Source organism: Micromonospora narathiwatensis (genome assembly GCF_900089605.1).
Lineage (GTDB): Bacteria > Actinomycetota > Actinomycetes > Mycobacteriales > Micromonosporaceae > Micromonospora > Micromonospora narathiwatensis.
Genome location: NZ_LT594324.1, coordinates 585,132 through 607,992 on the forward strand (window position 1 = coordinate 585,132; position 22,861 = coordinate 607,992).

Annotated in this window: 21 protein-coding genes, 1 tRNA gene and 1 pseudogene; 10 read left to right on the forward strand and 13 right to left on the reverse strand. The window is 70.4% G+C overall.

Annotated elements, in window-relative coordinates; genetic code table 11:
• The first annotated feature begins 7 nt into the window (after positions 1–7).
• Positions 8–664: a response regulator transcription factor gene (locus GA0070621_RS02600; protein WP_091191282.1), complete on the forward strand. Its 657-nt coding sequence runs from the start codon at positions 8–10 to the stop codon at positions 662–664.
• A 47-nt stretch (positions 665–711) separates the two neighbouring features.
• Positions 712–2,130 (forward strand): ATP-binding protein, encoded by a 1,419-nt coding sequence (locus GA0070621_RS02605; protein WP_407940366.1) that lies wholly within the window; start codon positions 712–714, stop codon positions 2,128–2,130.
• A 93-nt stretch (positions 2,131–2,223) separates the two neighbouring features.
• Here the strand turns inward: GA0070621_RS02605 and GA0070621_RS30635 are convergent, their stop codons facing one another.
• From GA0070621_RS30635 to GA0070621_RS02620, 3 genes are all read right to left on the reverse strand, one after another.
• A complete protein-coding gene (locus tag GA0070621_RS30635; RefSeq protein ID WP_091191284.1) occupies positions 2,224–3,624 on the reverse strand; it encodes an N-acetylmuramoyl-L-alanine amidase in 1,401 nt (466 codons plus the stop codon).
• A 123-nt stretch (positions 3,625–3,747) separates the two neighbouring features.
• Positions 3,748–5,298, reverse strand: coding sequence for a tetratricopeptide repeat protein (locus GA0070621_RS02615; protein ID WP_091191286.1), 1,551 nt, complete (start codon positions 5,296–5,298; stop codon positions 3,748–3,750).
• A gap of 48 nt (positions 5,299–5,346) precedes the next feature.
• Positions 5,347–5,817: a MarR family winged helix-turn-helix transcriptional regulator gene (locus GA0070621_RS02620; RefSeq protein WP_091201905.1), complete on the reverse strand. Its 471-nt coding sequence runs from the start codon at positions 5,815–5,817 to the stop codon at positions 5,347–5,349.
• 50 nt (positions 5,818–5,867) lie between these two features.
• Here GA0070621_RS02620 and GA0070621_RS02625 point away from each other — a divergent pair, with 50 nt between their 5' ends.
• Both GA0070621_RS02625 and GA0070621_RS02630 read left to right on the forward strand, forming a co-directional pair.
• Entirely contained in the window at positions 5,868–6,389 is a 522-nt protein-coding gene (locus GA0070621_RS02625) for a VOC family protein (protein ID WP_091191288.1), read from the forward strand.
• 24 nt (positions 6,390–6,413) lie between these two features.
• A complete protein-coding gene (locus GA0070621_RS02630; RefSeq protein ID WP_091191289.1) occupies positions 6,414–7,319 on the forward strand; it encodes a hypothetical protein in 906 nt (301 codons plus the stop codon).
• Here the strand turns inward: GA0070621_RS02630 and GA0070621_RS02635 are convergent.
• Together GA0070621_RS02635 and GA0070621_RS02640 are read right to left on the reverse strand one after the other, a co-directional pair.
• A complete protein-coding gene (locus tag GA0070621_RS02635) occupies positions 7,279–7,803 on the reverse strand; it encodes a potassium channel family protein (RefSeq protein ID WP_091191291.1) in 525 nt (174 codons plus the stop codon). The genes GA0070621_RS02630 and GA0070621_RS02635 overlap by 41 nt on opposite strands.
• A gap of 130 nt (positions 7,804–7,933) precedes the next feature.
• Entirely contained in the window at positions 7,934–8,113 is a 180-nt protein-coding gene (locus GA0070621_RS02640) for a DUF4236 domain-containing protein (protein ID WP_091191293.1), read from the reverse strand.
• Positions 8,114–8,571: 458 nt separating this feature from the next.
• Here GA0070621_RS02640 and GA0070621_RS02645 point away from each other — a divergent pair, with 458 nt between their 5' ends.
• Positions 8,572–9,087, forward strand: coding sequence for a flavin reductase family protein (locus GA0070621_RS02645; RefSeq protein WP_091191294.1), 516 nt, complete (start codon positions 8,572–8,574; stop codon positions 9,085–9,087).
• Between the two features lie 12 nt (positions 9,088–9,099).
• Here the strand turns inward: GA0070621_RS02645 and GA0070621_RS02650 are convergent, their stop codons facing one another.
• Both GA0070621_RS02650 and GA0070621_RS02655 read right to left on the reverse strand, forming a co-directional pair.
• Positions 9,100–9,555, reverse strand: coding sequence for an RrF2 family transcriptional regulator (locus GA0070621_RS02650; protein ID WP_091191296.1), 456 nt, complete (start codon positions 9,553–9,555; stop codon positions 9,100–9,102).
• 7 nt (positions 9,556–9,562) lie between these two features.
• Complete coding sequence (locus tag GA0070621_RS02655) at positions 9,563–10,474, reverse strand: helix-turn-helix transcriptional regulator (RefSeq protein ID WP_091191298.1); 912 nt, start codon at positions 10,472–10,474, stop codon at positions 9,563–9,565.
• A 163-nt stretch (positions 10,475–10,637) separates the two neighbouring features.
• Here GA0070621_RS02655 and GA0070621_RS02660 point away from each other — a divergent pair, with 163 nt between their 5' ends.
• Complete coding sequence (locus GA0070621_RS02660; protein WP_091201908.1) at positions 10,638–11,414, forward strand: SDR family oxidoreductase; 777 nt, start codon at positions 10,638–10,640, stop codon at positions 11,412–11,414.
• A 75-nt stretch (positions 11,415–11,489) separates the two neighbouring features.
• Here the strand turns inward: GA0070621_RS02660 and GA0070621_RS02665 are convergent, their stop codons facing one another.
• Positions 11,490–11,921, reverse strand: a complete 432-nt coding sequence (locus tag GA0070621_RS02665; RefSeq protein ID WP_007457244.1) for an SsgA family sporulation/cell division regulator — start codon at positions 11,919–11,921, stop codon at positions 11,490–11,492.
• 365 nt (positions 11,922–12,286) lie between these two features.
• Between GA0070621_RS02665 and GA0070621_RS02670 the strand changes: the two genes are divergently transcribed.
• Complete coding sequence (locus tag GA0070621_RS02670) at positions 12,287–12,763, forward strand: TIGR02611 family protein (protein WP_167666525.1); 477 nt, start codon at positions 12,287–12,289, stop codon at positions 12,761–12,763.
• 61 nt (positions 12,764–12,824) lie between these two features.
• Positions 12,825–12,896 (forward strand) — tRNA-Val (locus GA0070621_RS02675).
• A gap of 77 nt (positions 12,897–12,973) precedes the next feature.
• Here the strand turns inward: GA0070621_RS02675 and GA0070621_RS02680 are convergent.
• From GA0070621_RS02680 to GA0070621_RS02695, 4 genes and pseudogenes are all read right to left on the reverse strand, one after another.
• Entirely contained in the window at positions 12,974–14,194 is a 1,221-nt protein-coding gene (locus GA0070621_RS02680) for a tyrosine-type recombinase/integrase (protein ID WP_091191303.1), read from the reverse strand.
• 2 nt (positions 14,195–14,196) lie between these two features.
• Positions 14,197–14,391, reverse strand: a pseudogene (locus tag GA0070621_RS30640) (excisionase family DNA-binding protein); the annotation flags it as partial.
• Positions 14,388–15,956 carry a replication initiator gene (locus GA0070621_RS02690; RefSeq protein ID WP_091191305.1) on the reverse strand — a complete coding sequence of 523 codons (1,569 nt, stop codon included), beginning with the start codon at positions 15,954–15,956 and terminating at the stop codon, positions 14,388–14,390. The gene GA0070621_RS02690 and the pseudogene GA0070621_RS30640, both read right to left, overlap by 4 nt.
• A gap of 544 nt (positions 15,957–16,500) precedes the next feature.
• On the reverse strand, positions 16,501–16,818 hold the full coding sequence (locus GA0070621_RS02695) for a hypothetical protein (RefSeq protein WP_091191307.1): 318 nt from the start codon (positions 16,816–16,818) through the stop codon (positions 16,501–16,503).
• Positions 16,819–17,565: 747 nt separating this feature from the next.
• Here GA0070621_RS02695 and GA0070621_RS29320 point away from each other — a divergent pair.
• Positions 17,566–18,855 (forward strand): hypothetical protein, encoded by a 1,290-nt coding sequence (locus tag GA0070621_RS29320; protein WP_157739805.1) that lies wholly within the window; start codon positions 17,566–17,568, stop codon positions 18,853–18,855.
• Positions 18,856–19,112: 257 nt separating this feature from the next.
• Here the strand turns inward: GA0070621_RS29320 and GA0070621_RS29325 are convergent, their stop codons facing one another.
• Entirely contained in the window at positions 19,113–20,318 is a 1,206-nt protein-coding gene (locus GA0070621_RS29325) for a hypothetical protein (RefSeq protein WP_157739806.1), read from the reverse strand.
• A gap of 287 nt (positions 20,319–20,605) precedes the next feature.
• Between GA0070621_RS29325 and GA0070621_RS02700 the strand changes: the two genes are divergently transcribed.
• Positions 20,606–21,277 carry a hypothetical protein gene (locus GA0070621_RS02700; RefSeq protein ID WP_091191309.1) on the forward strand — a complete coding sequence of 224 codons (672 nt, stop codon included), beginning with the start codon at positions 20,606–20,608 and terminating at the stop codon, positions 21,275–21,277.
• Positions 21,278–22,861: the final 1,584 nt, after the last annotated feature.

The following is a 22,861-nucleotide window of genomic DNA, read 5'->3' on the forward strand; positions in this document are numbered from 1 at the left end:
TGGACGGGTGCGATTGCTGGTGGTGGAGGACGAGTCGCGGCTCGCGTACGCGTTGCAGCGGGGCCTGCAGGCCGAGGGCTTCGCGGTGGACGTCGAGTCGACCGGGCCGGCCGGGCTGGACGCCGCCCGGCACGGCGGCTACGACGCGATGATCCTCGACGTGATGCTGCCCGGCCTCTCCGGCTACGAGGTGGTGCGCCGGCTGCGGGCCGAGGAGCACTGGCTGCCGGTGCTGATGCTCTCGGCCAAGGACGGCGAGTACGACCAGGCCGACGGGCTGGACTGCGGGGCCGACGACTACCTCACCAAGCCGTTCTCGTACGTGGTGCTGCTGGCCCGGCTGCGGGCGCTGCTGCGCCGGGGCGCGCCGCAACGCCCGGCCGTGCTCACGGTCGGCGACCTGCGGCTGGACCCGGCGCGGCGGCGGGTGACCCGGGCCGACATCGAGGTGGCCCTGACCACCCGCGAGTACGCCCTGCTCGACTACCTGATGCGCCGGGCCGGCGAGGTGGTCTCCAAGACCGAACTGCTGGACCACGTCTGGGACGCCAGCCTGGACACCGCCCCGAACGCCGTCGAGGTCTACGTCGGCTACCTGCGCCGCAAGATCGGCCGGGACCGGCTGGAGACGGTCCGCGGCGCCGGCTACCGTCTCGCCACATGACCGGCCCACGTCGCTGGCTGCCCAGCCTCGGCCTGCGGGCCCGGCTGCTGGTGCTCGGCGTGGCCGGGCTCAGCGTCGGGTTCGCGCTCGGCGGGGTGCTGCTGCTCGGCGCGCTCGGCTGGACGTTGCAGCGCACGATCGACGCCGAGGCGTTCCAGACCGCGGACGCGGTCGCGCGGCTGGCCGCCGAGGACAGCCTGCCCGACCCGCTGCCGGTCGCCGGTGGCCAACTGCGGGTGCAGGTGGTCGACGCCCAGGGTCGGGTCCGCGCCGCCTCCATCGACGCCGACCGGCTGGTCCCGATGCTCAGCACCGACCAGGTCCGGGCCGGACAACGCCAGCGCCTCATGGAGGACGGGCGGCGGGTCGGCCTGAACGGCCCGGTGCGGGTGGTGACCGTACCGACGGGCACCCCGGACGATCCGCTCACCGTGCTGGTCGCCAAGTCGATGACCGACGTCCGGCAGAGCCTGCACGTGGTCCGGACCCTGCTGCTGGTGGGGTTCCCGCTGCTGGTCGCCGGGCTGGCCGTGGTCGCCTGGCGGGTGGTCGGCGCGACGCTGCGCCCGGTGGAGGCGTTGCGCAGCGGCGCCGCCGAGATCACCGGGCGGGCCGGGGCGGGCCGGCTGCCCGTACCGGCGGCGCGGGACGAGATCCAGCGGCTGGCGGTCACCCTCAACGACATGCTCGACCGGCTGGAGGCGTCGCGCGCCCGGCAACGGGCCTTCGTGGCCGACGCCGCGCACGAGCTGCGCAGCCCGCTGACCAACATGCGTACGGAGCTGGAGGTGGCCCGGCGGCTGGGCGGCGCGACGGACTGGCCGGCGGTGGCGGAGAACCTGCTCACGGACACCGACCGGCTGGCCCGGCTCGTCGACGACCTGCTGCTGCTGGCCCGGCTCGACGAGCAGTCGGCCCGGCCGGACGGGCACCCGTCGCGGGCGGTGGGCCCGGTGGAACTGGGCGAGCTGCTGCGCGCCGTCGCCGGCCGCTACCCCGCCCCGCCGGTACGCGTCGCGCCGCCGCCAGGGCCGCTGTGGACCGAGGGCGACCCGGGGGAGCTGCGCCGGGTGCTCGCCAACCTGGTGGAGAACGCGTTGCGGCACGCGCACGGCGAGGTGCTGCTGGCGGTCAGCGGGCCGCACCTCGACCCGCCGGTGCCCGCCCAGCGCGGGGCGGCCCCGGCGGCGGGGGCGTACCACCTGGTGACGGTGACCGACGACGGGCCGGGCATCCCGGCGGCCGATCGGGAGCGGGTCTTCGCCCGGTTCACCCGGCTGGACGACGCCCGGGCCCGGGACGACGGCGGCACCGGGCTGGGGCTGGCCATCGTGCGCGAGTTGGTTCGCCGGGCCGGCGGCTCGGTGGAACTCGCGGACGCCGCGCCCCGGGACGCGGCGGTGACCGGGCCGGGGCTGCGGGTGACGGTACGGCTGCCGGCGCTCGACGACCCGGAGAACGACTGACCGGCGGCGGTTTCGGGCGAGCCGGCCGGGTGCCGGTCGCCGCAGCGCCCGTCGCCTCGGCGGGTCGGCGAGGTGACGGGCGCTGCGCCCGGGTCAGCAGCGGGGCACGTTCGGGATGAAGCCGCTGTATCCGGTCAGCACGTACGCGTCGGCGACGTACTGGTTGGTGCCGATCCGGTTCCAGATGTTGCTGGTGCCGTAGGTGCCGGTGACGCTGGTGCCGGTGGTCTGGCAGTAGATGCTCACGGTCGCGCCGTGCGCGACGGAGCCGACGACGGCGTAGCCGGTCCCGGGGCCGGAGCGGACGTTGAGGGTCCCGCCACCGGTGTTCACGGTGCCGCTGCCGATGCCGGTCACGCCGTTGACCAGCTGCATGTAGTACGTCCAGTTCCAGTACGGGCCGGGATCGGTGTGCGTCGCCCCCGGCACCTCGATGTGGCCGATGATGTGCGCCCGGTCCTTCGGGATGCCGTACTTGTTGGCGAGGTTGCGGGTCAGCGCCGCGGACGCCCGGTACATGGCGTCGGTGAACCAGCTCGGGTCGTCGACGTAACCCTCGTGCTCGATCCCGATGGCCTGGGTGTTGTACGTCCAGTTGCCGGCGTGCCAGGCGATGTCCTTCTCCCGGACCGACTGGGTGACCGCCCCGTCCGAGGAGCGGAACGTGTAGTGCGCGCTCACCTTGGCCGACGGGTTCTGGAACCAGCTGACCGAGCCGGCGTAGGAGCCCTGGGTGACGTGGATGACCACGTAGTTGATCCGGTAGTCGGTGGGGCGGTTGGCCACCGTGTAGTTGCCGGAGTACGCGGGTGCCCAGGCGGCCGGCCCGTAGTCGGTGCTCATGGTGCCGACGTCGCCCGTGCCGAGTGCCGGCACCCGGGCCAGTTGGCCGCGCTGCGGCGCGGTCGGCCGGCCGGTGACCGTCACCGGGCCGCCCCGGGTGGCGGTGAATCCGGTGGCGAGCAGCCCGTAGACGGTGTCCGCGTAGAGCCGGGCGACCGACGGGCTGGTCGCGCCGCCGTACCGGACGACCGCGCCGTACCACCGGCCGACGTCCCCGCGGTCGGCGGCGGTCAGGCCCGCCCGGTCGGCGTACGACCGCAGCACGGCGGCGGCTCCGGTGATGTTCGCGGCCGGGTCGGTGCGCAGTGCCGCGCGGTCGAGCCCGGTCAGGGTGGCCGCCTCGTCGAGGGTGTGTACGGCCGGGTTGCTGGTGAGGTGCATCGGGCCGTAGCCGCCCGACGCGCTCGGGGTGCCGCCGTGCCCGTCCAGCCGGGTCTCGGCGTAGCCGAGCGCGACGAGCAGGTCACGTGGCACGCCGTATCGCGCAGCGGCGGTGTCGAAGGCGGCGCTCAGCGGGTTGGCCGCCGGGCCGGCGGGTGCGGCGAGGGCGGGGCCGGCACCGAGCGCGGACTGGGCGGAGAGGCAGAGGGCCAGCGTCAGCGTGGCGCCGACCAGGCGGTGGGATCGACGCGAGGGAAACCGAAGGCGCACCGTAGCTCCTTTACGGAGGACCCGGATGGGGGTTGGGTGGCCGTACGGTATACCGTGATGAACGTCGATGTATAGATTTTGCGGCAGGGCAACAACTGGTGGCGACAATTTTCAGCGGGCGGGTCAGCTCCGGCGGGTGCAGACCGGAGCGGCCCGGGCCACCGTGTCGGTGGACCAGACCACCGCGACCGTGAAGCAGTAGTCGGTGCTGCGGCCCAGCCCGTAGGCGGTGTAGCTGTCGGTGCCGGCCGGCAACTGGAGGAAGGTGTGCTGCTCCTGCCCCGAGCGGCCGCCGGCGACCACCACCGGCCCCTCCGCGCCGGTCGGATACGTCCAGTTCAGCACGATGCTGTCCCGCCGGTCGGTCAGCCGGACCCGCCCCGGCGGAGTGCCGGGGGAGGCGGCGGGCGCGGCGTTCGGCGTGCCGGTGCGGGCGGAGGTGCCGCCGGTCGGCGTACCGGTGGTGCCGGCCGGCGTACCGGGATCCGGGGTCTCGTGCGGGCGGTCCACCCGGGACACCCCGGCGATCACCGCGACGGTGCCGAGCAGCAGCGCCACGATCACCCCGGCGACCACCAGCGGCAGCCACGGGGTGGCCCGCCGCTCGGGCGCCGGCGGCCGGGGCACGTGCACCGGCAGGTAGCGCGACGGCGCCTCGGGCTCGGCGACGTGCGGCACCCGGCGTACGCCCTCCGGCTCGTCCTCGGTCAATCCGACCACGGCGGGGGGCAGCGCGCTCTCCTCGGGGCGCCAGGGCTCGTCGACCGGCTCGTCCGGCGGCCACGGGTAGTCGTCGAACGGGTCGTCGGCCTCGGGCGGGGTCCGGGGGTTCGGCACGCTGGGGTGTCCGCCCTCGGCGCGGTCGGGCGGGTGGTAGAGCGGCGGTTCGGGCAGGGTCGGCTCGGGCGGGCCCTCGGCGGCCGGGGGGACCCGGGCGGCGGGCACGACCGGCGTCTCCCGGGCCGGCGGCTCCGGGCCGGCGCAGACGTGGTCCGGATCGGCGGCGGCCCGGGCCAGCCCGGCCACCTGCGCGGCGAGCGGGTCGTCGGCGGGCAGGTGCAGCCCGCACAGCTCCTCGGCGAGCGTCAGGTGCTCGTGGGACTCGGCGTACCGGCCGCAGTCGCGTTCCATCGCGCCGAGCTTGGCCAGCATCTTGATGCCGCTCGGGTGGCCGTCGCCGTACACCTCGCGGTGCAGCTCCCAGGTGTCCTGCAACCGGTCGCGGGCGACCTCGCACTGGCCGCGGGCGTACTCCACGGTGGCCAGGTCGGCGTGGGCGGCCAGCACCCGCTGCGCCTCCGGGCCGTCGCGGGCGGTCAGCTCGATGATGACCTCGGAGTAGAGCCGGGCGGCCCGGGCGTCGCTGCCGACCCGGTGCAGCACCGCGGCCAGGGTGGCGGCGGCGGTCACCGTACGCTCGTCGGAGCGGCCGTGCAGCCGGGTGGCCGCCGCGTACGCGAAGGCGGCCCAGCCGCGGGCGGTGTGCGGCTCGCCGAGGGCGACCAGCACCCGGGCCTGGAGCCCGGCGGCCTCGGCCAGCTCGGGAGAGGCGTTGGCGGGACGTGGATCGGCGTCGGTCAGCGCGTCGGCGAGCAGTCGCTGGGCTCCGGCGAGGTCACCCTCGGCCACCAGGTGGTGCGCCTGGACAGTCAGTTCACCGAAGCCGGAGGTCACGCCCCATCGTGCTCGGCCGGCGACGGTAAGTACAAGCCCCGATGTGGATCAGTTTGGTCGGGATCCGGTCAGGTGGTCGGCCAGGGTCTCGCTGATCCGGCGGAGCTGGTCCACCTGCGCGGGGCTCAGCGCGTCGAACAGGTGCCGGCGTACCCCCTCGACGTGGCCCGGCGCGGCGGCGGCCAGGGTGGCGTAGCCGGCGTCGGTGAGGGTGGCGATCTGCCCCCGCCGGTCGGTCGGGCACTCCTCGCGGCGGATCCAGCCCTCGGCCTCCAGCCGGGCGGCGGCGTGCGAGAGCCGGCTGCGGGAGGAGCCGGTGGCGTCGGCGAGTTCGCTCATCCGCAGCCGTCGGTCCGGGGCCTCGGAGAGCCGGACCAGGATCTCGTAGTACGCGTGCGGCATCCCCGCGTCGCGTTGCAGCTCGCGGTCGAGGGCGTCCATCAGCGCCCGGGAGGCGGTGAGGAACGCGCGCCAGGTTCGCTGCTCGTCGGGGTCCAGCCACCTAGTCATGGCGTCCATCATACGGCGACTTGTTGAACGCTCAACCAAATCGCGCTACCGTCGGAGTCATGGGAATCCACCGTCTCAACCACGCCGTCCTCTACGTCCGCGATCTCGACCGCAGCGTCGCCTTCTACCGGGACGTGCTCGGCTTCCGCCCGATCCCGATGACACCGGACGGCTTCCGTGGCGCCGCCTTCCTCCAGGCGCCCGACTCCACCAACGACCACGACCTCGGCCTGTTCGAGATCGGCGCCGCCGCCGGCCCGTCGCCGGCCGGCCGGGCCACCGTCGGCCTCTACCACCTCGCCTGGGAGCTGGACACCCTGGACGAGCTGGCCGCCACCGCCGAGCGGCTGGCCGCCGCCGGTGCCCTGGTCGGGGCCTCCGACCACGGCACCACCAAGAGCCTCTACGGGCAGGACCCGGACGGCCTGGAGTTCGAGATCGTCTGGCTCGTCCCGGCCGACCTGCTCGACGCCGACGCGCTCGCCGCCCGCAAGCGGATCGGCCGGCTCGACCTCGACCGGGAGCGGCAGCGCTACGGCGGCCAGACCCGCGGCGGGGTGGGGATCTCCGTCCCGGCCTGAACACCGGTGCGGTAGAACGGCAGGATGTCGACCGACACCCTCCTCCGCGAACTGCTCGTCCGGCAGCTCGACCACTGGTTGCCGGCAGCGCTGCACCGGTCCCGGCGGGCCACCCTCGCCCTCGCGTACGCCGGGCGCGACACCACCGGCGCGGAGGCCGCGCTGCGGGTGGTGGCCGAGTTCGCCGACCGGCTGCGCGGGCGGCGGCTGACCGTGCTGGTGCTCGCCCCCGGCGGCGCGGAGCTGCCGGTCCGGCTCGGCACGGTCGAGGCGACCCTGCCGGCGGAGGTCGCCGTGCACGTGGTGCCCGGCGACCCGGACCGGCTGCCGGTGGCGCTCAAGGCCGCCGGCGCGGCGGGCGCCCCGCTGCTGACCGTGGTCGACGGCGGTCACCCCGGGCCGGCCCTGCTGGCCGCCGCCGCGTCCGGCCGCCCGGCCGAGCTGCTCCTGGTCACCGAGCCCGGCCGGGCGCTGCGTCCGCTGCTGTCCTCGGCCGGGTTCCCGCTGGCCACCGAGGTGGAACTGGTCCCCGCCGACGCGCCGGCGCGGCTGCTCGGCTACGCCACCGGCTCCGACCGGGCGTTGGAGGCGGTCAAGGACGCGCTCTGGGCCCTCGACGAGTACGCCGGGGTCCGCTACCGGGACCCGGCCGACCCGGCCGGCCGCCCGGTGGACATCACCCTCGCCCCAGAGCCCGGCCCGCTGCGCCGCGAACTGCTCGCCGAACTCGCCCGCTCCGGCCCCCGTACGGTGACCGAGCTGCGTCGCTTCGCGGTCACCTCGACGGTGTACCGGGCCGCCGACGCCAACCGGGCGCTGACCTCGCTGCTCGCCGCGGGCGCGGTGAGCCGGGAGCCCGAGCACGGCCGGCTCGGCGGGGACGTGGTGATCAACGCCGTCCCGGGCGGGACTGCTGGGCCAACTGCCTGACCACGATGGACGCGCCGGTCGCGATCACGCCGATGCTGAACAGCATCTGCCCGCACACCACCACCCGGGCGATCTGCCCCTGCGCGTGCACGTCGCCGTACCCGACGGTGGTGATCGTGCTGAGCGCGAAATAGAGGGCGTCCACCCGGGTCTGCAACCCGACGAACTCGCCGGCCCGGTTGGTGGCGATGACGTAGTCGCCGAGGGCGAAGGCGAGCACCCCGGCGACCAGCGCGACCGCGAGGCGGATCAGCGAACGGGTCGCCGCCTCGCCGCTCGGCGCGGCGGGTGCGAGCTGATCGCGTACCTGCCGGGTGATCGCGACGGCGACGGTCACCACCACGACCACGGTGCCGATCGTGCGCAGGACGAGGCGAACGGCGTTCGGGTCGTACGCCAGCGGCACCAGGAAGTACGCCCCCAGCAGCAGCAGGCACGCCACCAGTGCCCGCCGGCGCTCCCGCCGGTACGTCCCGTCGGCCATGCGGCGATTCTCCGCCCCGACGCGGGCCGGATCGGCGGGAACAGCGAAGCCACCCCGGGAGACCGCGAGGTCGCGCGGACGCGGGGCGGGGTGCCGGTGAACCATCGGCACCCCGCCGGACCCCGGGACGTCACGCCCGGGACTTGTCCTGCTTCCAGGAGAGCGGCCCCGGCAGGTCCACCCGGTGGGCGCGGGTACGGGAGTTCCAGGACCACCGACCGATTTTGATGCTCCAGGAGGAGAAACCGTGCTCGGTGAAGTTCAGGATCAGCGGGCCGAACCTCTGCCGCTTGCGGAACTGGATACCCATCGCGGACTCCTCTCGTCGACTCCCGGCGTCGCGGCCCCGAACATGCCCGAATTGGCGATTCGGGAAACCCGCTCGGATCCGCTCTGGACGGCACCGCCACCACCCGGGCAGAGTTCCTACTCAACAGGTAGGGGTTCTGGATCACTGCACGCTGGTAAGTGGGGACCATTGCTGGGTAGGCGACCTTTATCTCACTAGATGGAAGGCCGTTGACCGCCTCGGAGAGTGCCCGGCAGCATGAGATCGCTATCGCCCCGCGTCGTCCCGGGGTACGGAGGAGTCAGCCCCGCCCTCGCCGACGAACTGGAGGCCGTCGTGGACCACGCGCTGCCGCCGCGCCGCCGGCACAGCCGGCTCCTGCCCGGCCGTGGCCGGTCGGCCCGGCGAGCCGCCACGCGCGTCGGCTGGGCATCCGCACCCTCGCGCACGAGGCGCGCCGGCCGCGAGCGGGTGACGGCGTGACCACCGTGGACCGGCCCGTGACCGGCTCCGTCGAGCTGCGCCCCGTCGACCGGGACTCGTTCCGTGGCCTGCTGGGCCGGCAGGAGCCCACGGTCACCGTGGTCACCGCGCCCGGCCTCGCCTTCGGCCGGCGCCTGCCCTCGCTGCCGCCGGCCGGCGGCGCCGCCACCGACCTCACCGCCGAATCCGATGATCCACCGCTGGTGTCGTTCCGCCTCGCGCGGCAGCCGGCGAACTGTCCGCCCCTGGCCCGCGCCGAGCACCTGGCCGTGCACCTGCTCGCCACCGGGCACCCGCTCGCCACCGGGCACCCGGCGACGGTGGACCTCTTCATCCTCGACGGCGCCGCCCGACTCGACTGGGTCCCGGGCCCGTTCGGCGTGCCGCTGATCGGCGACGCCCGCGCCGTCCTGCTCTGCCGGGTGGTGCGCCGGACCGAGGCCGGCGACCACACCGTGGTCCTCGGGGAGCCCCTGGCGCTCGGCGCCGACCTGGCGGTCAGGGCCCGCTGACGCCGACCCCGGTCAGCGGGGTTCCCAGGCGTCGGGGCGGGCGATCAGCCGGCGTACGTGGCCGGGAAGCTTCCCGCTGACCATCTCAGCCAGGCTCACCTCGTCGACCACCTGCCGCACGGCGGCGCGGACCGCCACCCAGAGCCGGGGCAGGTTCTCCGCCGCGCCCTCGTATCGGGTCTCCTCGGGGCGTAGCCCGCGTACCCCGGCCAGCGGGCCGTCGACGGCGCGCAGGATCTGCCCGATGGTCACCTCACGCGGCGGCCGGGCCAGGGCGTAGCCGCCCTCGGCGCCGCGCTGGGCCCGGACGATCCCGGCCCGGCGCAGGTCGGCCAGCACCGCCTCCAGAAACTTGCGGGGCATGTCCTGCTCCGCCGCGATGGCCTGGGTGGACAGCAGGGTGGGGTACGCGGTGGCCAGGCTCAGGGCGGCCCGGACCGCGTAGTCGCCGCGCGCGGAGATCTGCACCCTGCCATCATGCCGGGCCGGGCCGGGCGGGGGAGTCGGCGGGCGGGCGGGGGCGCACCATACCGACGGTCAACGGGTGCTCGCGGGCGGCCCGGAACGCCCCCGGACTCATTCCGACCTCGCGGGTGAAGAAGCGGCCGAAGTTGGTCGGCTCGGGGAAGCCGAGCCGTCGGCCGATCCGGGCGATCGGCTCGTCGGTGGCGGCGAGCAGCCGGCGGGCCTGCAACGCGACCCGGTCGTCGATCACCTGCTTGGCGCTGCGCCCGGTCACCGCCAGGCAGGCGCGGGTCAGCGTACGCACCGAGCAGCCGATCCGGGCGGCGTAGTCCTCCACCCGGCGGGTGTGCTGATAGCCCCGCTCCACCTCCCGGCGCAGCCGCTGGAAGGCCTCCGTCTCCGGGCGCGGCGCGCGCCCCGACGCGGCGGGAAGCATGGTCAGCCGCAGCAGCAGCACGGCGAGCTGGTGGCGCAGCAGCGCTGCCGCGGCGGGCACCCCCGCGTGGCGGTCCGCGTCCACGGTCAGCTGGGTCACCTCGCTGATCACCGCGTCCTCGTCCTCCCCGGCGAGCTGCCGGTACGGGGGCACCGCGTCCGGGTCCACGTCGAGGCCGCTCAGCGTCCCGGCGCCCCAGCGCACCACCGTCGCGTCGAGCTGCGCACCGAGGCAGCGCAGCACCTGGCCGGGGCGGGCCCGCAGCAGCGCGCCGGGCCGGCAGGGCAGCGCCCGGAAGTCCAGCTCGGCGCTGCCGTGACCGCTCGTGACCAGGATCAGCAGGTCCGCGTCGAGGAGGACCGGGCGGGACCAGCCGGGCCCGGGCGCGAGGTCACCGAGCGCACCGGTGGTGATGTCGTCGGGGTCGTAGCCGAGAGTGGGCAGGTCGGTGCGGGTGGCCGGGGGAAGCTGACCGGTGTTGACCATCGTTCCGACGTTAACGGTCGGCGGCGGATGTTGCACTTCGACGGATTCGGGCATCAAGGACGGGTCTTGTCGCCGGGGAGGCCGGCCGGTTAGGTTACCGATCGGTAGTGCCGGGGTCGCGCCGGACCGGCCCGCGGCCCGGCCGACTCGCGATGGGATGGGCATGACGGATCTGTTCTCGGTCGAAGGCAAGACGGTCCTGGTCACCGGCGGCTCGCGAGGGATCGGGCTCATGATCGCCCGGGGCTTCGTGCAAGCCGGCGCGAAGGTCATCATCTCCTCGCGCAAGGCCGACGTCTGCGAGCGGGTGGCCAAGGAGCTGTCCGTCGAGGGGCACTGCGAGGCGATCCCCGCCGACCTGAGCGGCGACGTGGGCGCGCTGGGGCTGGCCGCCGCCGTCCGCGAGCGCACCGACCGGCTCGACGTGCTGGTCAACAACGCCGGTGCCACCTGGGGCGCGCCGCTGGAGGCGTACCCGGAGAGCGCTTTCGACAAGCTCTGGGCGGTCAACGTCAAGGCCGTCTTCCGGCTCACCACCGCGCTGCTGCCGGCGCTGCGCGCGGCGGCCAGCGCCGACGACCCGGCCCGCGTCATCAACATCGGGTCGATCGACGGCCTCCGCGTGCCGTGGATGGAGGTGTACGCGTACTCGGCGACCAAGGCAGCCGTGCACATGCTCACCCGCAGCCTCGCCCACCAGCTCGCCGGCGAGCAGATCACGGTCAACGCGATCGCGCCCGGGCCGTTCGAGAGCAAGATGATGGCCTTCGCCCTGGACGACCCGGCGTCCCGGGCGGCGATCGAGCGGCAGGTGCCGCTGGGCCGGATCGGCCGTCCCGAGGACATGGCGGGCACGGCGATCTACCTGTCGTCCCGGGCCGGGGCGTACCTGACCGGGGCGGTCATCCCCGTCGACGGCGGCATCACCACGCACGGCTGAGTCGGGCGTACCCCGGTCCGTGAGTTGCCGGAGCCGCGCGGACTCGGCAGATCCGCGCGGCCCCGGTGTGCGTCGTCAGCGGCCGGCGAGCAGCCGGTTCACCGCCGTGTCGACGTCCAGGTGCTCGGCCTCCCGGCCGCGCGGGACGACGACGTAGGTCCGGCGCAGGAAGCGCACGAGGACGCTGCGCGGGACCTCGAAGAGGGCGTTGCCGTCCGGGGACGACAGCGCGAGCGCGACGAAGTCGCCGCGTGGCGTGGCCCACGGCCACACCCGGACGTCGCCGATGCCGGCCGGCTCGTCGAGCCCGGTGACCAGCAGTTCGCGGGCGAACGACCAGCTCACCGCCTCACCGCCAGCCGATTCGGCATGGAACAGGACATGGACCGCATACGGGTCAGCAGGGTCGTAACGCAAGCTGGCACGCACCGGCAATGCGGTGGCGTCAGGCGCGACGAGCCTTAGCGACGTCTCGACCTCTACGGTCGTCGGTCGAATGACACTCATGGACGTTCTCCCCCCGGCACCGCTGCGGAACGCGCGTGTCCCGCTTTTCCCATACTCAGGTGCTACTCCTGGCTACGCTCCGCCATACGCTGACTTCACCCAGTGGTGGGAAGGGGGTGGGAAACGCCTCCGAGAATGTGAAAATTCTTGTAGGATTCCCTGTTCTGCCCAGTTCCGTGGTCCCGCCCGGCAACGGGTGGTTCAGTCGTCGACTTACTCCGGTAACGTCCAGTCCTCAACGGGGGTGACGGTCCGGGGCGACACTGGGGGTGGAAATGGTCACGAGGGGTTCCTCAGTGGAGGCGAGGGCCACGGCCGACCCGCCGAAAGGAGCGGCCCGAACAGCCGAAAGGCGGGGGTACGAGGTGTCTGTGGAGCGCGGTGAACGGGGCGCCGGCGACGGCCACCGGGAAGCCTCCGGCGTCGCCGTCGAGCCACCGCCCCGAGGCCGCTGGCGGGGCCGCTTGCACACCACCCTCGACCTGATCCGGGCCAACCCCACCGGCCGGATCACCCTCAAGATCTTCATTGCCCTCGTCGGCGCCATCGTGGTCACCATCGGTATCGCACTCATCCCGCTGCCCGGACCCGGCTGGCTGATTGTGATCGCCGGGCTCGGCATCTGGGCCCTCGAGTTCATCTGGGCCCGCCGGCTGCTCACCTTCACCCGACGGAACGTGCACGCCTGGACGCGCTGGGTGCTCCGGCAGTCACTCCCGGTGCGCTTTCTGTTGGGCGTGGTCGGGCTGGTGTTCGTGGCCGTGGTGGTGTGGCTGTCGCTCAAGTACAGCCTCGGCATCGACGTGGTGGCACGGCTGCTGCACTACCTCGCGACCAACTGACGACCCGCCGACCCCGGATTTTTGGTCTGGGTTCTCGATCAGGTAGAGTCATCGGCGCTGAGGGCGATTAGCTCAGCGGGAGAGCGCTTCGTTCACACCGAAGAGGTCACTGGTTCGATCCCAGTATCGCCCACGCAGGTCAAAGGCCACTTCCCGGGCTCGGGAGGTGGCCTTTCTGCTGTGGTACAGCAGCTTTGTACAGCAGTTCCGTCAGTGGCCGAGTGAGTCACCGAGGCGTCTGAGGGCATCTCTGGTCGCCTTCGTCGATACCTGGGTGTAGATCTCCATCGTCACGGCGAACCGGGCGTGCCGGAGGACCTGCATGGCGACTCTCGGGTGGACGTCGAGGTCGGCCAGCAGGGTGGCGCAGGTTCGCCGCGCGTCGTGAACGGTGATCGGCGTGACCTTGGCTCTCTCGCACCGGGTCTGCCAGGAGCGCTGGAAGTTGCGCGGCTCGATCGGTGTGCCATAGCGGGTGGTGAATAGGAGGCCGTTTTCATGCCACGCCTTGCCGGCGGCTGCTCGTGCCTCGTCGCGTTGTTCTTGCCTGAGTTTGAGCGCGGTCAGGCAGATGTCGGGCAGGGGCAGGGTGGCGTCGGACGCCTGGGTCTTGGTGTCGCGGTGCAGGAGCTGCCCGCGTACGCGCTGCAGTTGACGGCCGACGGTCAGCTCTCCGGCGTCGAGGTCGACGTCTGACCAGGTGAGGCCGAGGGCTTCGCCCTTGCGTAGGCCGGTGACGAGGACCAGTGCGTAGGCGGCGTAGAGGGGGTCCTCGTCGGCGCGGGCGGATTCGAGGAACTTTCGGGCCTCGTCACTCGACCATGACTTGCCACGGCGGCGGCGGACGGTGGCGAGGGTGACCGGCACGGCCGGGTTCTTGGCGATGAGGTCTTCGGCCTGGGCGTGGGCGAGGGCGGCCCGCAGCGCGGCCCGGATGTCGCTGACCGTGCGGGTCGACGGGACGGCCTGGCAGCAGCGGCCGACCGCGCAGCAGCGCCACTTGAGCTTCGGGCGGGCGGCGTCCTTGCCCTGGGCGCAGCACTGGCAGGTGCGAGCCACCTGGTTGATCCAGGTCTGCACGTCGCGTGACTGGAGCCGGTCGAGCCGCTTGGCCCCGAGACCGGGGGCGATGTAGCGGCGGACGAACGTCTCGTAGGTGGCGTAGGTGAGGGGTGCCCGGTTCGGCTGGATGATCTCGGCGAGCCAGTAGGTGAGGAAGCTGCCGACCGTGGGGACGCTGGTCGCCACGGGTCCCTGCTTCGCCTGCTGGTGCAACTTGATCCACTTATCGTGCACCGCTTCACGTGTCTTGCCGTAGACGTACTTGCGGGTGCGCCGGCCGTCGGGCTTGGTAACCCAGACGTAGGCGGCGAAGCCGTTGCGGTACGGGAAGATGGAGCCTTCGCCGTTGGCTCGGGCGCGTCCAGGCACCAGGCGGCCTCCTGGCGTTTGACCTGTTCGCGGATGTAGTCGTCGACCCACTCGGGGAGAATGCGGCGGTACTTGCCGTCCTTGATGGAGCGCAGCTCGCCGGTGGCGATCTTCATCTTGACCTTGGAGATGCCGAAGCCGAGCAGGACGGCGACCTCGGCGGGTGAATACCAGCGCGGGGTGAGGCGTCTGCTCATGCGGCGGCCCCGACGAGCCACGCTTCGTGGGCGAGTTCTTCTCGACCGAGGCGTGTGGCTCGGCGACGTTGGGCGGCGGCGGTGTTGGCCAGGAGTGCGTCGCCCTCGGTGAGCCAGCCGGCGCCGGCGTAGGTGAGGGTGCCGATGGTGATGGTGTCGGCAGTGTTGTCGTCTTCGGTGCGGCGGTAGATGGCCCGGGTGTCGCGCAGCTGGCCGAAGGTGACGGAGTAGCGGCGGGCCTTGGTGAGGAAGTGGCCGCCGAAGCCGAGCATGTGCGCCCAGCGGCGCAGCCCGGCGTAGGGGCGCGGTTTGGTGTCAAGGCTGTCTTGACGGTCGTCGGCTGTTGCGGCGCCGCTGGTCGTATCGGTGCCGGTGGGTCGTCCGAGGTGCCAGCAGGCGTCGATGAGGCGGGCGAGGTGGTTGCCTTCCGGGTCGGCGTAGTTGTCGATCGTGGCGGGGGTGAGTCGGGTGGAGCAGTGGCCGGTGGCTTCGGTCGCCTTGGTGGCGTACTTGGCGAGGTAGGCGGCGACCTTGTCGTCGGTCAGTTCGCCGCCGGCGCTGTTGATGCGGCGGACGTCGACCTGCTCGCCCCAGGCGACCAGCCAGCCTTGCGGTCGGTCGGGGTGCGGGGGTGTGGTGACGGTGATCTGGGAGGCAGCGGCGTGGACGGCTTCCTCCAGGTTGTCGACGGTGATGGCGGCCGGCGGCGGCACGAGGGCGTCCGGGTCGTCGGGGTCGACGCCGTCGAGGCGTAGCAGGCAGTGGAAGTGCACGGCGGCCCGGCGCTGCATCTCGGCGACCTTGCCGTGCGACACCCGCACGGGCGGCACCCAGCGAACCTTGCCGGAAGCGGTGACGATGCGGGCGAGCGGGATGCCGCGCTTGCGGCAGAGGGCGGCGAGGTGCCGTTCGATGGCCTGTTTGGTGCGCCGCCACAGCTCGCCGGAGAAGTAGTTCCAGACGACCTGGTGGTCGTGGTCGTAGCAGTCCAGGCACAACGGCTGCCCGAGCCGCGGATCGTCGGCGTCGTGCCGGGCGAAGCACACCGCGGGCTGCCCGTGCCGGCAGGTGCCAGCCTCGCGGCGTGCATGGCAGGGGGCCGGGCGGCAGTCGCAGCGCTGCCGGCTGCGGCAGGTGTGGCGTGCGACGTGGCGGTGGTGGACCGCGCCGAAGGATGGGGCGGTGAAGGTGGCGAAGACGACCGGGTGCCGGCCGACCGAGGCGGGAACGCCCTTGCCGCCGGTCAGACCGCAGCGGACGACCTGGAAGGCGTCGCCCTGGTAGACCCAGGCGCAGTCTCGGCACTGCGCTTCGCGGCGGTTGCCGCACGCTTTGTAGAGCGTCCGGTCGGGCAGCTCGCCGGTGTGCTGCTCGCTCAGGACCCGGCCGCTGTCGCGGTCGACAGCGGCGATGGTGCCGGTGAGGCGGATCGGGCGGGCGCAGCCGCCAGCAGGGCGGGTGTGCTCCAACCAGCCGGAGAACTCCGGCGCGGTGGCGCGATACAGGGCTTGGGCGTCACGACCGGCGACGAGACCGGGACGGGACAGGGTGAGCGGGGTGGACACGACTCTCTCCTCATGGGGTGGCAGGGACGGGAGACGAAGCACCACCAGCCGTGGACGTCTGTCCGCTGGTGGTGTTCGTCGTGTCTCCTGGCACCGCCGAGAGGGCGGCTGACGCCGGAGGGCGGATTCGTGGTCGTGCCACTTCCCGCCGATGGGTCATGTCCTTTCGCGCTCGTTGAGCCGATGAGTGAGGCCGGCACGGGTGGGGAGCCTGGAATGTCGGCATCCGGCGGGTTGCCGCAGGCTGACCCCACCCGTGAGGTGTGCGAATCCGGGCCATCGTGGACGGCAGGAAAGGCCGTGCTGGGCACTCAGCAGATTCGGGGAACCGGCGCAGTGGCCGGTGCGGTCGAGAGCTGGCGGGACGTGGCCCGCATCAGCGGCAGGAAGGCCGCTCGGCATCTCCGACGTCGAGTCCAGCGATCTGGCAGGAAGGCCGCGCTGGCGTGCTCGACGAGGGCCAGAGTAGCACCGGGTACCGACAGGTCAACCCGCCGTGAAACTGCTGTCGAGCTGATCGATCACAGGATTGGCTCGGCGCTGCCTACAGCGCGATGCGATTGTCGACCGATCGCAGGGCCGGGCCGGTGTACTCGGTGAGGCTGAAGCGGCGATGCCCGTCGGTGGGATGCACGGTGACGGCGACAGCGCTCTCGTCTTCGAATCGCAGCATGAAGACGGGGTCGAGTTCGCACAGGAATGCAAACGCCTCGCGGTCCTCGTCGCTGTCGCTGACCAGGCGACCGTCGGCTTCCCAGCCGCCGGTGACGGCGGCAATCACGACGGCCACCTCGACGCTGCCGAGCAGCGTAGATGAGTTCGCCCACCAGTCCAGCCAGCACCGGCCCTCGAAGCGGTCCATGCAGTCATCCTTCCAGGGGCGGTAGCGGGGCGGTGGGGTGGCCAGGGCGACCCGGCCCCCGTTGTCGTGCGAGGTCCAGCCGGCTGCCAGCCGAGTGGGAGAACTTTCCTTACATCGATCAAGGCGGCCCTTGACGGGCCGCACGCGCCGCCGCCTGGGCGCGCGCCGGCCGCTGCCGCTGTCGCTCTGCGGCCGTCACGCCTGACGCCCGGCGGCTGGCGCGGGGAGCGGGAAGCCCGGGGCCGCCGCAGACGGGATAGCGGGCAGAGTGGTGAAGGTTCGTCGCCGGCAGCCGGCCGCGCCGCGCCTCAGCAGCGCGGCGCAGGGAAGGGGCGCGCCGGGTCCGCGCGGCAAGCCCCAAGCATGGGGGCGGTGGCCGCGCGACGGCAGGCCGGTCGTCCAGGAGCCGGCTCTACAGCCGCTCAGGGTCAGGTCAACAGCTCACCTGGGAGGGGGAGGGGTGGCCGCCGGTGGCCAGCTCCGACCCCGGGAGCCGGGTCCGCGCCGGTCGAGGTTGGGTCAACTGCGCCACTGTGGCGGTGTCCGCCGGGCGCGCGGTCCGCGACACGAGAGCCGACTCAGTCTGTTCCGGCAGCGTCCGTACGTGCGTCAAGGTGAGCTTGACGCCATAGGTCGAGTGGTGTGCTCCAGTAGGCGCGCCGAGTTGCACGTGTGGGACACACTGGCTGGACGCCGTAGAGGCACAGCTGTCAAATCCCCCACCTGGCTAGGTCGGTCCAATAACAGATGATCTTCGATAACCGCCAGTTGGCAATCCTCCTAATCCTGGTTGCCATCCTCGCTTGGGCCCTCACAAACCGCCCTACTCGCGCATTACTCCAAGATGTTGCCAAGGCTTTCTTTCGTGTAAGGGTGTGGCTGCCCTTTCTGCTCTACGCCGTGTGGCTCGTCGGACTTCACGGGCTTGCTCACCGTGTAGGAGCTTGGAATCCGAAGCTAATTGGAGAATCCATTTTCTGGACCTGTGCGTCCGGATCTGTCCTGCTTGTGTTGGCAGCCGCCAAGGCTGGCGCGGAAGAAGGCTTCTTCCGCAAGAGGGCTGTGGATGCGGTTGCGCTTGGAGCATTTCTCCAGGCTTTCCTGGATTTCAAGTCGCTTAACCTGGTCGGTGAGCTGCTGCTGCAACCCGCGCTAATTATCCTTGCTGCCATGCGTGTGATTGCGTCTTATAAGAATCGCGAACGAATGGGCAGGTTTGCCGAGAGAGCACTATCGCTGATCGCGCTTAGCCTGATGATCTACGTGATCTACTCGTTAGTGCAAGGCCTGCCCGAACTGGATTCTGAACAGGAGTTACGCAAGCTGCTAATGCCGCTCTGGCTCACGCTTGGCGCGTTTCCTTTCGTCTTTGCGCTAGCACTCGTCGCCGAGTATGGGCAGGCATTCTCGATTATGAAGATCGTGGCGGGGCAAGAGCGTGTGTCCCTCGCAGCTCGGCTAGGTGTCGTCCTGGCGCTCCGGGCGCGGCTTTTGGACATCCACTCCTTTCGAGGTCGCCATGCTCGACAGGCTGGACAAGCGCGTTCCCTGAGGGGGGGAATGCAAGCTGTGGATGCTTTTAGGGCTGATAGAGCGGAACGGGCTGCCCAAGAGAAAGCTCGCTTGGAACGCCTTGCGGCCTTTGCTGGTGTGCAGGGCGTTGATGAGGAAGGGCGGCAGCTCGACCAGCGAGAGTTCAAAGAAACCAAGGAAGCTCTACGCTGGGTCGCCACATGCCAAACGGGCTGGCATAACAACCGCGGAAAGCGCTACCGCCCAGAAATTCTTACGATGATTGGAGACTTCCAGCAGCAGGGTTTGCCGGATAACCATGGGATCGTGATGAAGGTCCGCAAGGACGGAAAAGCATGGTACGCCTACCGGCGTACTATTTCCGGCTGGGTTCTAGGAATCGGATCTCGGAAAGCGCCGCCCGATCTGTGGTTCTACGAGGGCACTGAGCCTCCGGCTTCGTTTCCGTCCAGAGGAGCCGGTTGGGCTGACGCCGTATTCGGAGAATCCCCAAACTGGCAGTGATGTCGGGGCTAGCTGGCTGACCATCAAGTCAGACGTCCGTGAACCTGCCTGGATTGAGTGATAACCAGCCCGGGTGACTAATTGGGTGACGACGGGTGCGATCGATGATGGAACGCCTACGGACATCGGTGGACGATTGACGCTGCTAGAAGCTCCTGCCGTCCAAGGTCAGCGGGCCGTGTTGGTTGCCTTCTGGTCAAGGAGTCGCCGGGTTGACATCCATAGGAGCATCGGGATGGCAACGCGCATGCCGGAATTCAACGGGCGGAAAACCTTTCCTGAACTGCGTACAAAAAGAAGAGCCGGTTGTTTTTCGCTTGGTCGAGTCGCTGATTTCGATCTGCTCTTGCCTTCAGCAAAGGCAAAGCGGCTCCAGCCACGGCAGGTAGCAGAGCGCTGAGGTTGTAAGCTAGCCCCCCGGCCGCAAGGGTTAGGGCACCAGCACCGGCGGCCATGGCTGCCGGATCCGAGGTTACGGCATCCAACAATCGTCTTGGGTATCGCGCGGCGGCGACCTCCCTGCGTATCTCCTCCAACGAAGGCAATATATCGCGATGCCAGCGGCGTTCGACGAGGTCGGCAACCTCATCACTTGACTCAATGGAGGCGACTTCTTCGGAAAGCCGTATCATTTCGCTGCGAAAATGCGGCAGATGCGTCTTGAGATCCTCCCGCAGGTCGAGAATCTCAATGATGGGCAAATCTTGAAGGCCAACCATCCTTGACAGAAGCGTGTTGGCAAAGAAGGTCGGAGGAGGCCCTTGAGAGGTGCGGCGCTGGCGAGGGGACAACTTTGAGATGGTTGGATCCAGGAGCGCGACGCGGCTTGGATCGCGGAGCCGCTCCAACATCCCATCGAGACTTTCTTTAAGGAAATCATCGCTCGGCACGAAAGTCTGAACTTCGGGATCAACCCTGTTTGCCCACCCTTGGAGGCTTACCACACCGCGATCGATTGCTTGGCGAATCTCGGGCGCGATAAGGGCATCATGCCGCTCCTGCCATACGAGAAGATGAGCTTCCACCAGGGAGGCCACCTGATTCTCGTATTTGTCCCACATCGGTTTTGCTATACGCATGAATGCGTCGTCTAGCGCCTCTTGCGTTTGGCATGAACTCAATGTCTTCAAAATCGCTCCAGCCTCAGCGGAGGGGGCTAAGTCGTCTTCGCTAAACCGAAGTCGCTCCAGTTCTGCCTGATGCCTACTGGCAGACATTCTCAGGAACAAAGTGAACTGTGCCCACGGATTGCGGGCTACGTAGGCGGCCCGAACGCCACTGAAGTGATGGACACTGGTACGAGAGCTTACGAGCCGTACCTTGTCAGCGAACAGCAGCGCAGGTTTGATAATTTGTGTGCCGTAATCGGGTGAAGTCCGGTAAACCGGGCTATCGTACTTAAACCCCTTGTTGGGTAGCAACCCAATGGGATCCGATATCACTTCCACGTCGAAGGTCGACAAGCCCGTCTCCATTGCAGGTCACTGACGCCGTCTGTATGAGGGTAGTTGCCTCAGTCCACACTGGGCCGTCTCTGGGCCGTCTCTGGGCCGTCAAACGCCAACCAAAGATGACCGACGACGACCCACAACACCCGAAGAAGTGGCAGGCCAGACGCCGTGCATCAGCGACTGGCCTGGTGGGCGACGGACGAGTCGACCTGTACGCCGGAATCTCGGCTACGAGACTCCCGTTGGTGAGCTCGTGGCGTACAGCCTGCCATAGTGGCAGGGCTGTACGGTCCTAGCCTGTGGACACAGCCGCGCTTTGGAGCGCTATCGGTACCGTCGCCACCGCCGTCGCCGGGCTTTCAGCGCTTGTCGTGGCCTACCTGGCCTACCTGGCAACCCGAGGGGCCGCCGAGTCGGCGGCGGCGATGACAAGAATCGAAGCTCGACGCGACTGGGCCGACATGATCCCCCAGTTCGAGGTCTCCATCCAGGCTCAGAGTGATCTGTACGCACTGATGCATGTTGAGCTGCTCGGTCCACTACGGCTTGACCGTCTGGACGAGATCCAACTCTCTATCCGCGACGACTACCACGCCCGGGGTGCGTCACCGCTCGCAGGAGGCCCCGATGCGGAGCAGGTCGCCAACCACGTGTGGGGACCCTACAGGTTTAGGCACGGCATTGATGGGGGCTCGGAGAATGGTCGGACGGTGGCGCCCTTCCAGCTGCCCATGGGCGAGGGAATGAAGTTCGCCATGGACCGCCAGAACCCGCCGCCATGGAACAGGAGCGGAACCGAGGCTTCCTGGCGACGCGACTACGAAGGGAAGCCGGTCCGTCTCCTGCTGAAGTGCAGGCGGGAGGGATTCGAAGCGTGGAGCGTCCCGCTGGAGGTGTTCGTTACCCCCCTTCCACAGCCGGAGATCCCGAAGCAAGCCGCACCAGCAGAGGAGAACCAAGCGTTCGGATGAGCGGGGTGACGGTCGCCGGCGTCTTGCCGGCCCCTACAGCTTGCGGACGTTGACCCCCGGCCCACGTGGACCGGGCGAAGGACGTTCCCCACGTCGCTTGGCGGCTTCGTACACTCCAACTGCTGTGCCTCCGGTCAGACCCATGCGCACCATCACGTACCGGTCAAGCTCATAGGCGCAGTTGGCGCATACCCACCCGTAGACGGGCTTGTCCGTTCGGCAGCCTTCGTCGCACCGCTCGCATGCCCGCTTCTCTGGCACGGCGACCGTGACCGGTCCGACAGGTTGTGCGGGTTGCCCGAGGATTCGCCGCTCGCGTTGGCGTTGCCGCTTCGCTGAAGCCATGTTGTCCCTTCTGATCGTCAGATGCATCAATGTTGGCAGGTGGGGGTGACATTATTGGTATAGAAGGGGTCCCAGTGGTAGAGCCCGGGTCAGGCGGGCGAGGTGAGGCAGCCAGGAGGCAGCGAAAGCAGCGGCAACGACCAGCGGCAGACGACACGGGACAGCAAACCGGCCATGGCCGGCAACACAGAACGGCGGCCGACAGCACCCAACGGTGAGACCCATCCGCGTTCGGGACGAAGTGAGCCACGAGCTGCGGTCACCGCTCGCCGGTAACCACCGTGCAGCGACCGTGTCGGGCGTCAGCGATGTCGGCCCAGGGTTGGGAGGCCGCCGCGCACCGTGTGTATTGAGGTTCCCCGCATCCGGGACCGGTCGAGTCGGTCGACCTCCGCTGGGTCGCTAACCTTGATCGGACCCCGTGCCGCGCGGGCGAGGCCCACGCCACGACCGCACTGGCCGCAGACTCCGGCGTCGACCCGGGGCCGGCTGCGGTAGACCGCGGCGGATTTGTCGAGAGGCAGACCGCAAACGACCTGGCCGACCCGCTCTGGATGAGGGCGGTGCAGCCGCCGGCCCTGATCGTGCGAAAGTAGAGCCCACCACGGCGATCGCCAAACTGCCGACCACCGTGTCACTTCCGGCTCCCGCTACGGGAGACGGGGCCGGTGCCCGCTGCCCAGCCCGAGCTCTGCTCGCCAAGGCGTGAGTGTCTCCTTGGGATGCCAGAGCGGCGGCGCGGACGTCATTGCACAGACCGCACAGCACCCGCGCAACGGCGGGCCGCTGGCTACAGAGCATCCACGACGCATCGAGACGCAGACCGCACATCACGTAGCCAGGCCGGTCGGGATGAGGTCGGTGAAGCAACCATGGCTGTTCGGGTAGTTGTGCCCATCCCGGGACGCGCCAGCTGGCGGGCGTGCGGCCGGGCCTAGGGTGTTGCTCACCCGGGCCGGATCCCGACACATCCATGAAATTACGGTACGACGTAAGCCATGAGGTGCGCCACAGTGCAAATCCGAGCAACGACGGTTGAGTGCATCGGCGGAGTCGGGATCGGCGGGTCTACCGGCGGAGTGACTGTCGACAGCAACGCTGACAGCAACGACGCCGGACGGCGGCACGCTGAGGGGCGCTGGTACGGACGAGGCTCCGAGTTCGCAGCCGCTCCCGAACGTGTGCGGACGCGGTGCACAGAACTTGTAAACGAGGCGTCAGGCAGCAAGGAGGCAGTAC